This is a genomic window from Exiguobacterium sp. TNDT2 (genome assembly GCF_003331145.1).
Lineage (GTDB): Bacteria > Bacillota > Bacilli > Exiguobacteriales > Exiguobacteriaceae > Exiguobacterium.
The window spans coordinates 128,512-137,311 of the sequence record NZ_QLVE01000006.1 but is presented as its reverse complement, the minus strand read 5'-3'; the positions used below and the strand labels follow the sequence as shown (position 1 = coordinate 137,311).

11 protein-coding genes are annotated in these 8,800 nt (G+C 52.3%); all 11 read right to left on the bottom strand.

The window, feature by feature from the left end:
• Positions 1 to 45 precede the first annotated feature (45 nt).
• The 11 genes from DPV68_RS05775 to DPV68_RS05725 all read right to left on the bottom strand — a co-directional run bounded on the left by DPV68_RS05775 (position 46) and on the right by DPV68_RS05725 (position 8,789).
• Positions 46 to 1,578 carry a peptide ABC transporter substrate-binding protein gene (locus tag DPV68_RS05775; RefSeq protein WP_114165835.1) on the bottom strand — a complete coding sequence of 511 codons (1,533 nt, stop codon included), beginning with the start codon at positions 1,576 to 1,578 and terminating at the stop codon, positions 46 to 48.
• 66 nt (positions 1,579 to 1,644) lie between these two features.
• On the bottom strand, positions 1,645 to 2,877 hold the full coding sequence (gene fabF / locus DPV68_RS05770; RefSeq protein ID WP_114165834.1) for a beta-ketoacyl-ACP synthase II: 1,233 nt from the start codon (positions 2,875 to 2,877) through the stop codon (positions 1,645 to 1,647).
• The gene (locus DPV68_RS05765; protein WP_114165833.1) at positions 2,874 to 3,833 is read right to left on the bottom strand and encodes a beta-ketoacyl-ACP synthase III; all 960 of its coding nucleotides are present in this window, start codon (positions 3,831 to 3,833) and stop codon (positions 2,874 to 2,876) included. The genes fabF and DPV68_RS05765 overlap by 4 nt, the downstream gene beginning before the upstream one ends.
• A 75-nt stretch (positions 3,834 to 3,908) precedes the next feature.
• Complete coding sequence (gene mtnN / locus DPV68_RS05760; protein WP_114165832.1) at positions 3,909 to 4,613, bottom strand: 5'-methylthioadenosine/S-adenosylhomocysteine nucleosidase; 705 nt, start codon at positions 4,611 to 4,613, stop codon at positions 3,909 to 3,911.
• A 55-nt stretch (positions 4,614 to 4,668) separates the two neighbouring features.
• Entirely contained in the window at positions 4,669 to 5,142 is a 474-nt protein-coding gene (gene greA / locus DPV68_RS05755; RefSeq protein WP_029595793.1) for a transcription elongation factor GreA, read from the bottom strand.
• Between the two features lie 66 nt (positions 5,143 to 5,208).
• Entirely contained in the window at positions 5,209 to 5,844 is a 636-nt protein-coding gene (udk, locus tag DPV68_RS05750) for a uridine kinase (protein WP_034776924.1), read from the bottom strand.
• Positions 5,845 to 5,860: 16 nt separating this feature from the next.
• Complete coding sequence (locus DPV68_RS05745; RefSeq protein ID WP_198662248.1) at positions 5,861 to 6,502, bottom strand: O-methyltransferase; 642 nt, start codon at positions 6,500 to 6,502, stop codon at positions 5,861 to 5,863.
• A gap of 66 nt (positions 6,503 to 6,568) precedes the next feature.
• A complete protein-coding gene (gene mltG, locus DPV68_RS05740) occupies positions 6,569 to 7,711 on the bottom strand; it encodes an endolytic transglycosylase MltG (protein WP_114165830.1) in 1,143 nt (380 codons plus the stop codon).
• 71 nt (positions 7,712 to 7,782) lie between these two features.
• Entirely contained in the window at positions 7,783 to 8,085 is a 303-nt protein-coding gene (locus tag DPV68_RS05735) for a DUF1292 domain-containing protein (protein WP_114165829.1), read from the bottom strand.
• 13 nt (positions 8,086 to 8,098) lie between these two features.
• Complete coding sequence (gene ruvX / locus DPV68_RS05730; RefSeq protein WP_114165828.1) at positions 8,099 to 8,521, bottom strand: Holliday junction resolvase RuvX; 423 nt, start codon at positions 8,519 to 8,521, stop codon at positions 8,099 to 8,101.
• A gap of 1 nt (position 8,522) precedes the next feature.
• Positions 8,523 to 8,789 carry an IreB family regulatory phosphoprotein gene (locus tag DPV68_RS05725; RefSeq protein ID WP_114165827.1) on the bottom strand — a complete coding sequence of 89 codons (267 nt, stop codon included), beginning with the start codon at positions 8,787 to 8,789 and terminating at the stop codon, positions 8,523 to 8,525.
• Between the last annotated feature and the right edge of the window lie 11 nt (positions 8,790 to 8,800).

Genomic DNA, 8,800 nt, shown 5'->3' with positions numbered 1-8,800 from the left:
ATTTTAATATAGGCCAAAAGCCCGTTGATTAGACGGGCTTTTGGCTCATTTTTCATAAACTTTAGAAAAAGATAGGATGTACGAAGGACCGATGACCGGAAAACCGATATTTGCATATTTGGAATCCACAGCGTAAGATTTTCCAGCTTGGTAGATTGGGATAACGACAGCTTCTTCTAAAAGCCGTTTTTCAGCTTGTCGGTATGTCTGATCACGTTCTTCTTGATTTTCTTCCGAGCGTGCGTCATCCATCAATTGATCGAATGTTTGATCGGCGTAACCGCTTGAGTTCAAATAGTTATCTGCCTCGAATTGAGTCAAATAGGCACTGAATGCCGGATAGTCCGGTTGCCAGCCTGAAAGGGATAACGCATAATCGCCTGCGACTTCTTTCCTAACTTTGTCACCGAGCGGCAATTCGACGACGTTCACTTGAAGACCTGGAAGCTGCTCAAGCTCTGTTTCAATCGTCTCGGCAATCCGTTGCGCTTCTTCATCGGCAAAACTGAGCAATTCAATCTCGATTTCCTCTTCCTCGAGTCTTTCGAGTACTTCCTCAAATAGCTTGACTGCATCTCCACCAAGTGATGATTCTCCTTCTTTTGGATCGATGACGAGCAATCGTTCCGTCGTCCGTTCAGCCCGCGCGAGTGACCCTTCCACGGCTCCACGATCTAAAGCGAGCGCGAGCGCGCGGCGGAAATCGGTATCATCGAACGGATACTCATAAATATTTGATTTAAGATAGAAGACGCCACTTCGTGGAACGTCGACGATTCTGCCTTCAAGCGATTCGATGGTTTCCACGTCTGTGCCGTACGGAATCGGATGCATACCGCCCGGCCCAGCACTTAACCTTTCATCCGCCCAAATGACAACCTTCTCGAGTGTGACGTCATCCGAGTCATAATAAGCCTCGTTTTTGATTAACGTGACTTGGGCCGCGTCGATTGACTCGACCTGGAACGGACCGTTCGCATCGAGCTCTTGCCACTCTCCGATCATCGCCTGCGGCAAAAAGGCCGGCATCGCCAAGATTCGCTCAAACCCTTCCATCGGCCGTTCAAGCGTCAACTCAAGCGTCTGCTCGTCGATCGCTTTCACACCGAGCGTCTCCGGTTCTTTCGTCCCAAGACTGATCGCTTTCGCGTTCAATACGTCCTCAAGCAAAAAACTGAACGGAGAATTTGTATCATCGTCAGCGAGCTTTCGAAACTGATTGACAAACGTTTCAGCCGTGACGGCGTTCCCGTTCACGCTTTCACTCGCTTTCAAGTTGAACGTATACGTTGCCCCGTCATCCGAACGCGTCATCGTCTCGACGAGTCCCGGCTCAATCTCACCGTCTGCTCCGAATCGATACAACCCTTCATAAATATGCGACAGCACGGTTTGCGAACTCGGATCAATCGCGAGCAGCGCATTCGGCTGCTCCGGCAACGTCTCGCCATGGATTGTCACAATCTGTTCCTCGGGTGGTAGTAATTCTCGTGCCTGCTCTCGTTGTCCGGACCAAATAACGAAAAAAAGGATAAGGACTGAACCTAACAAGGCGGCACCGATGAAAAATCGTTTCATCTGGCATTCTCCTTTCTGTTAGACCAACCCTTATACCCTACCCGTTTTTGTCACTTTTTTCTACTATTAGTCGTTCACTTTCGCGAATGCGAGCGTCGCGTTGTGGCCCCCGAAGCCAAGCGAGTTGCTCAATGCGTACTGGATATCAAGTTCCCGATTCCCGTCGCGGACATAGTCTAAATCACAATCATCTGCCGGTGTCTCGCAGTTGATCGTTGGATGAATCCGGCCCTCATGGATTGACAGCGCCGTGATGACCGCCTCGACTCCGCCGGCCGCGCCGAGCAAATGTCCGATCATCGATTTCGATGAGTTGACGGCCAAGTTGTATGCGTGGTCACCGAAGATGTTGTGGATGGCTTTCGTCTCGAGCATATCGTTGAGCGGTGTGCTCGTCCCGTGCGCGTTGATGTACTGAACGTCTTCTGGACGAATCCCCGCGTCCCGAAGTGCCTCCTTCATCGCTTTCGATCCGCCTTCCGCTTCCGGTGACGGTGCGGTGATATGGTACGCGTCCGAGCTCATGCCGTACCCGACGACTTCCGCATATATTTTGGCACCGCGCGCTTTTGCATGCTCATATTCCTCGAGAACGAGCACGCCCGCGCCTTCACCCATGATGAAACCGTCACGGTTCTTATCGAACGGGCGGCACGCCGTGTTCGGGTCCGGATTCGTCGATAGCGCCTTGTTGGCACAGAATCCTGAGAACGAGAGCGGCGTGATCGGTGCCTCGGCCCCACCCGCGAACATGGCGAGGGCATCACCACGTTGAATGACTTTGAACGCTTCCCCGATCGAGTTCGTCCCAGAGGCACAAGCTGTGACCGAGCAGTTGCTCGGCCCTTTCGCCCCGAGGTAAATCGAGACTTGACCGCTCGCCATATTTGGAATCATCATCGGGATAAAGAACGGACTTATGCGACGTGGTCCCCGTTCATGCAAGATGGTCGCTTGTTTGTCGATCGTCTCGACCCCACCGATCCCGCTTCCGATCCAAATCCCGACATCGTCCGCCATCGCCTTCACATCTAGACCGCTATCCCGGTGTGCGGCGTCAGCCGCAAGAATCGAATATTGAATGAACGAATCCATCTTGCGCGCTTCTTTCGGCTCGACCAAGTGATCGATGTTCCATTCCTTTACTTCCGCCCCGACTTTCGCCGGATACTGGCTAATATCAATCTTTGTTAACGTATCGACTGCATTTTCCCCGTTCAACAGTCGCTCCCACATTGCCGTAACGTCGTTCCCGAGCGGGGAAACGACTCCTAATCCTGTGATGACTACTCGTTTCATGCGTTAATCTCCTCCGTGATGTTAGCGTTATTCCATGTTAGACAACTCGCTCCCCAAGTGAGTCCGGCGCCGAATCCGGCGACGACGACCGTCTGACCGTTTGAGATTTTCCCTTGCTTGACCGCTTCGGCCAAAGCGAGTGGAATCGAAGCGGCTGATGTGTTCGCATGGTCTTGAATCGTCACGACAACCTTCGCTTCGTCAATCCCTAACCGTTCAATCGCCGCTTCGATGATCCGTCGGTTCGCTTGATGCGGCACGAGGACGTCGAGGTCCTTGATAGTCTTCCCAGCCTCTTCTAGCGCCCCTAAGACGATATCGGGCATTTTTCGGACGGCGAATTTGAACACTTCACGGCCGTTCATGACAATCTTACCTTCTTCATTCTCGTATAAGAACTTTCCGCCGGTACCGTCACTTCCGAGAATGACCGACTCGATGGCGGCCATTTCGTCTTCACCGAGAACGACGGCACCCGCCCCATCACCGAACAAGACAGCAGTCGAACGGTCGTCCCAATCGATCAAGTCGCCCATTTTCTCGGCTCCGATGACGAGTGTGCGCTTTAACCCTTTCGCCTGCATCATGTTCTTCGCCGTGTCCATCGCGAAGATGAAGCCGCTACAGGCGGCGCTGACGTCGAAGGCGACCGCTTGATTGGCCCCAAGGTTGGCTTGTACGAGACAAGCCGTCGCCGGGAACGATGGCGCCGTCGCCGTCGCGCAGATGATCGCGTCGATGTCCTCAATCGACACTTCCGCACTTTGAAGCGCCCGTTCGGCAGCCTTTGTGGCCATATCGGCGACCGAAAGATCGGTGTCGGCCAAATGGCGCGCCTCGATCCCGGTCCGGGTCCGAATCCATTCGTCGCTCGTATCCATTCGTTTTTCCAAATCGATGTTCGTGATCCGGTTGTCCGGAAGGAACGAACCGATGCCAATGATTCCAATGTTCATGTTGATGACCCCTATTCTTAGTATCTGGTACTAATATAAGGGAATAAAAAAGGGATGTCAACGCATCCCTCTCGATTATTCGCTTTGACCGAGTCGTTTCGTGACGGCCATGACCATTTTCGCCGAGTTAATCGATGCCGTCTCCAAAAATTCGTCGAACGACAAGTTCGCTTCCTCATCGGCGCTGTCCGAGATCGAACGCGTCACGACGAACGGGACCCCGAACTGGTAACATGTCTGCGCGATCGGAGCGGCTTCCATCTCGACGGCGGCGACGCCATCAAAATGTCCGAGGATGTCCACCACCCGTTTCGAGTCATTGATGAACGAGTCGCCCGTCACGATGAGGCCGGTATGGACGTTCACGTCATGGAGACTCTCGATGACTTCTTTACAGACGTCCATCAAGTGCGCGTCAGCCGTATAAGCCGCCGGCATGCCTGGAACTTGCCCATACTCGTAGCCGAACGCTGTCACGTCGACATCGTGGTGCCGGACTTCTGTCGAGACGACGACGTCGCCGACTTTCATCCCTTTTTTGAAGCCGCCGGCAGAACCGGTGTTGATGACGACGTCAGGTTTGAACTTGTCGATCAAGAGCGTCGTCCCGATGGCCGCGTTCACTTTGCCGATTCCTGACTTTAAGATTACGACTTCAACGTTGCCGAGATACCCTTCATAGAAGTGATAGTTGGCGATTTCCGTGTCTGTCCGTTCCGTCAATTCGTTGCGGAGCAAGTTCACTTCTTCTTCCATTGCGCCGATGATTCCGATTTTCATGATATGTGCCTCCTCAGAAAGAGAGCGACCTCCAGATGGATGTCGCTCGTTAGTGTTACTTGATTTCTTTAATTTCGACGACCATGTCGCCGCCTGGCGTTTGAACGTTGACCACGTCGCCGACCGTACGGCCGAGAAGCGCTTTGGCGATCGGTGATTCGTTCGAGATTTTCCCTGTGAACGGGTCGGCCTCGGCGCCACCGACGATTGTGTACGTCTCGTCTTCGTTGTCTTCTTGAATAAAGAACGTTACCGTTTTCCCGATGGCGACCATCGAGTTGTCGGCCACGTCATCTTGGATGATGACGGCGTTACGAAGCATCTCTTCAAGTTGGGCGATGCGTCCCTCGACCATTGCCTGCTCTTCTTTCGCTGCATCGTATTCAGCGTTCTCAGACAAGTCTCCGAAATCGCGGGCGATTTTAATATTCTCAACGACTTCTTTACGGCGCACCGTCTTCAGTTCGTTCAATTCATTTTCGATCTTCGCTTTTCCGTCTAACGTCATATAATGTTGTTTTTCAGCCATTTCTGTCACTCCTTCATTGTCTCCTAGTATATTACAGCCAAATTAAAATGGAAACGATTTATTTCCTTAAGCCCGGTTGCGTTCCGTGAGCACCCAGCGAATCTTTGTCACGAGCAAATCGATCGCGACGAAGTTCTCGCCGCCTTCAGGCACGATGATGTCCGCATAGCGTTTCGTCGGCTCACAAAATTGCAGGTGCATCGGCCGGACGACGTTCGTATATTGGGCGACGACCGAATCGATTGACCGGCCCCGCTCATTCAAATCACGCTGCATCCGGCGCAAGATGCGGACGTCCGCATCCGTGTCGACGAACACTTTAATATCCATCAAGTCACGCAGACGGTCATCCTCGAGCGCCAAAATGCCTTCGACGATGACGACGTCGACCGGCTCGATTAAAATCGTCTTGTCCGAGCGCGTGTGCGCCGCGTAGTCATACACCGGTTTCTCGATGGCCTTGTGCTCTTGTAACTGTTTGATATGCTCGATCAATAAATCGTTGTCGAATGCGAACGGATGGTCATAGTTCGTCTTATATCGTTCTTCCATCGTCATCTCTGACTGATCTTTATAATACGCGTCTTGCTCGATCATGACGACCGATTGTCCTTTGAACGCATCCACGAGCGCGCGGGCCACGGTCGTCTTACCTGATCCGGTCCCCCCGGCCACGCCGATAATGACGGGTTTATGTTGCATCAAAGTTAAGTCCTCCTCATCGTAATTTACGACTGATTGCTAGGCCATCACCAAGGGGCAAAATTGCAGTATGATAATCGGTCCGTGCCATCAATTGCTCAGTAAATTCTTTTACGAGACGAACGAGCCGGCGCCGTCGACGGTCAAGCACTGACACATCCTCGAGCAGGACGTCCCCTCGTAAAAATAAATTATCGCTGTAAATCGTACCACCAATTGGTACTAAAGCGCCATACCCATCAAAGAATTTTTGATACTGACCTTTGGCTGCGTCGATAAAGACCGCATCGAATTCTCCTTCAATCGTCCCGATCAACTCCACCGCGTCACCGTGAATGACCGTGATTCGGTCCGACACGTCCGAGCGCCCAATAAAGCCGAGTGCCTCTTCGTGACGTCGCGCGTTCCGTTCAATCGTGACGATTTCCGCTTCCGGTAACAGTTCAGCCATTCGAATCGCACTGTATCCGATGGCCGTACCGACCTCAAGAATACGTTTCGGACGCTGCATCGCGAGAAGCGACAGCAACACTTCAGATCCGGTCAAGTCCATGATCGGCACGTGATGTTCTCGGGCGAACGCCTCCATCTCCGCCAATAACGGCGACCGGGGCGTGACCAAGTTCTCCACGTAACCTTCATAGGATGAATGTTCCACGTCGTACACCTCAACCTCTCTAATCATTCAAACGACCGGAAGCCAAGGCTTCCGGTCGCATATCCGTCAATTGTTGTTTGCTTCTTCGAACGCTTCCCACTCCGGGCGATACTTATTGACGTTCTGTTGGTGCGCCTCGTACTCCACTTCGAACAAGACTTCCCCGTTCGGGAATCCTTCACGCGGTGGTCGGGCGTAGAAATAAATGTTATCCGTATCGTTCGGATTGAGCGTGGCGACGAACGCGTCACGACTGACCGAAGCAATCGGTCCGATCGGGATGCCTTCATAGCGGTAAGTGTTGTAGAGCGAGTCGTTTTGAAGATCGTTGAACGATGTGAAGATTGACGTCTCCCCGGTGCCGTACCAGACGGTCGGGTCGGACTGCAACTTCATACCATCGGCCAGACGATTCTCAAACACACCCGCGATTTCTTGCCGGTCTTCCGTCGAGACCGCTTCTTTCTCGACGACCGAGGCGAGGGCGAGCGTCTCATGGAACGTACGGCCCGATGCTCTAATCGCATCACCATACTCGAGATAGAGTTGTTCGGTCGGCTTGAGCATCTCATCGATGATTTGCGTGAGCGTCACACCTTTATCGAACTCATACGTCGCCGGGAACAAATACCCTTCGAGCGGGTGATAAATCCCGTCGGCGAGCACTTCCTCCGTCAACATCTCATGCTCATTGACGAGCGAGCGGATATACTCCTTGTCACTCAGCTGATCCGAAATCTCTTCTTTTGGAATCTCAGCCTGTTTGGCGAGACGTGAGATGACCTGATCGATTGTAAAGCCTTCCGGAATCACCAATTTGATATCCGGGACGACGATGACTTTCCCCGTCTTTAACGTGGCGATTAACTCGTCAAGCGACTGTGACGGAGACAACGTATACGTCCCCGCTTGGAACGATGATTCATTTTTAAACCGTGTGTAAAAACGGAAAATCGTGCTATTCCTCACGAGTCCATTCTCTTCGAGTAGTTCACCAATGTACCCAGAACCTGCACCGAGCGGAACCTCGACCTCGACTGTTTCAGACGAAGACGGGTCGACAGGTTCGAGCGATCGTTTCACGAACGCATACGACACCGCGGCACCTGTGGCGATCACGAGAAGAAAGACAGCAAGGATAATGACCGTGATCCGCCGAACGATCCGGTTACGTACACGCTTCTCATCATGCATCGATGGATGGTTCATACGCATTTCTCCCCTGTTCTTCTGTTATGAAGATGGGCGACGAGGGTTTCCCCTAGCCGCCCGTCCACGTATTAGTCTAAGCCAACTTCATCATTGACGATATCGAACGCTTCCATGACTTCCTCGAAGTCATCATCGTCTTCGACGAGCTTCAAGATGAACTCGCCTTCTTCAAGCTCTTCGATTTCAAACGCATACACTTCGATTGTGTCGTCATCTTCGTCTTCTGTCTCTGGATTGCCGACCGGCTCAAGAACGACAAACGTTTTCTTCGAGCGGTCACTCGTCATCCGGAAAATTTCTGCAAATAGATGCTCGTCTCCATTTTCATCTGGAATACGGTACATTTCTTCTTCACGACGGATTTCTGCCATGAGTAATTCCTCCTTATTTCCCGGATCGATCCAGGTAATTTTGTAAAATCATGACGGCTGCCATCTTATCGATGACGGCCTTTCTCTTTTTGCGGCTGACGTCTGCTGAAATGAGCATCCGCTCCGCTTGCATCGTCGTCAGGCGTTCATCGACGAGAACTGTTGGTAAGCCTGTCGCCTCGGTCAGGGCAGCCGCAAACGCTTCTGACGCCTCACCGCGAGGTCCGATCGTCCCGTTCATGTTCTTCGGGAGACCGACGACGACTTCTAACACACCGTACTGCTCAATAATCGGTTGAAGCAGACGGACGGCTTCGTCAAAGTCCGGCTCGGTCCAATAGACCGTCTCCACACCTTGCGCCGTCCATCCCATGAGGTCGCTCACGGCGACCCCAATCGTCTTCGAACCGACATCGAGCCCCATGACTCGCTTCATATTAATCCTCTCTACGATCGTTCAAATACGATTTGACCAGCTCTTCGAGCAGCTCATCTCGTTCGATTTTGCGAATCAAGTTTCGCGCATCGTTATGACGCGGAATGTAGGCAGGGTCACCTGACAACAAGTATCCGACGATTTGATTGATCGGTTGGTAGCCTTTCTCTTCGAGTGCTTGATATACCGCAATCAGCGTCTCCCGAGTGTTGGCTCGATTATCATCTTCTGGAAAATTGAATTGCATCGTGCGATCCATTTGGCTCACAAGAATCCACC

Excerpts from the sequence above, each read along its gene's own strand:
- fabF (WP_114165834.1), bottom strand. The coding sequence starts at position 2,877 with ATGAAACGAGTAGTCATCACAGGATTAGGAGTCGTTTCCCCGCTCGGG.
- udk (WP_034776924.1), bottom strand. The coding sequence starts at position 5,844 with ATGCAACATAAACCCGTCATTATCGGCGTGGCCGGGGGGACCGGATCA.
- ruvX (WP_114165828.1), bottom strand. The coding sequence starts at position 8,521 with ATGAAGCGAGTCATGGGGCTCGATGTCGGTTCGAAGACGATTGGGGTC.
- greA (WP_029595793.1), bottom strand. The coding sequence starts at position 5,142 with ATGGCTGAAAAACAACATTATATGACGTTAGACGGAAAAGCGAAGATC.
- DPV68_RS05775 (WP_114165835.1), bottom strand. The coding sequence starts at position 1,578 with ATGAAACGATTTTTCATCGGTGCCGCCTTGTTAGGTTCAGTCCTTATC.
- mtnN (WP_114165832.1), bottom strand. The coding sequence starts at position 4,613 with ATGAAAATCGGAATCATCGGCGCAATGGAAGAAGAAGTGAACTTGCTC.
- DPV68_RS05735 (WP_114165829.1), bottom strand. The coding sequence starts at position 8,085 with ATGGCAGAAATCCGTCGTGAAGAAGAAATGTACCGTATTCCAGATGAA.
- mltG (WP_114165830.1), bottom strand. The coding sequence starts at position 7,711 with ATGAACCATCCATCGATGCATGATGAGAAGCGTGTACGTAACCGGATC.
- DPV68_RS05765 (WP_114165833.1), bottom strand. The coding sequence starts at position 3,833 with ATGAACATTGGAATCATTGGCATCGGTTCGTTCCTTCCGGACAACCGG.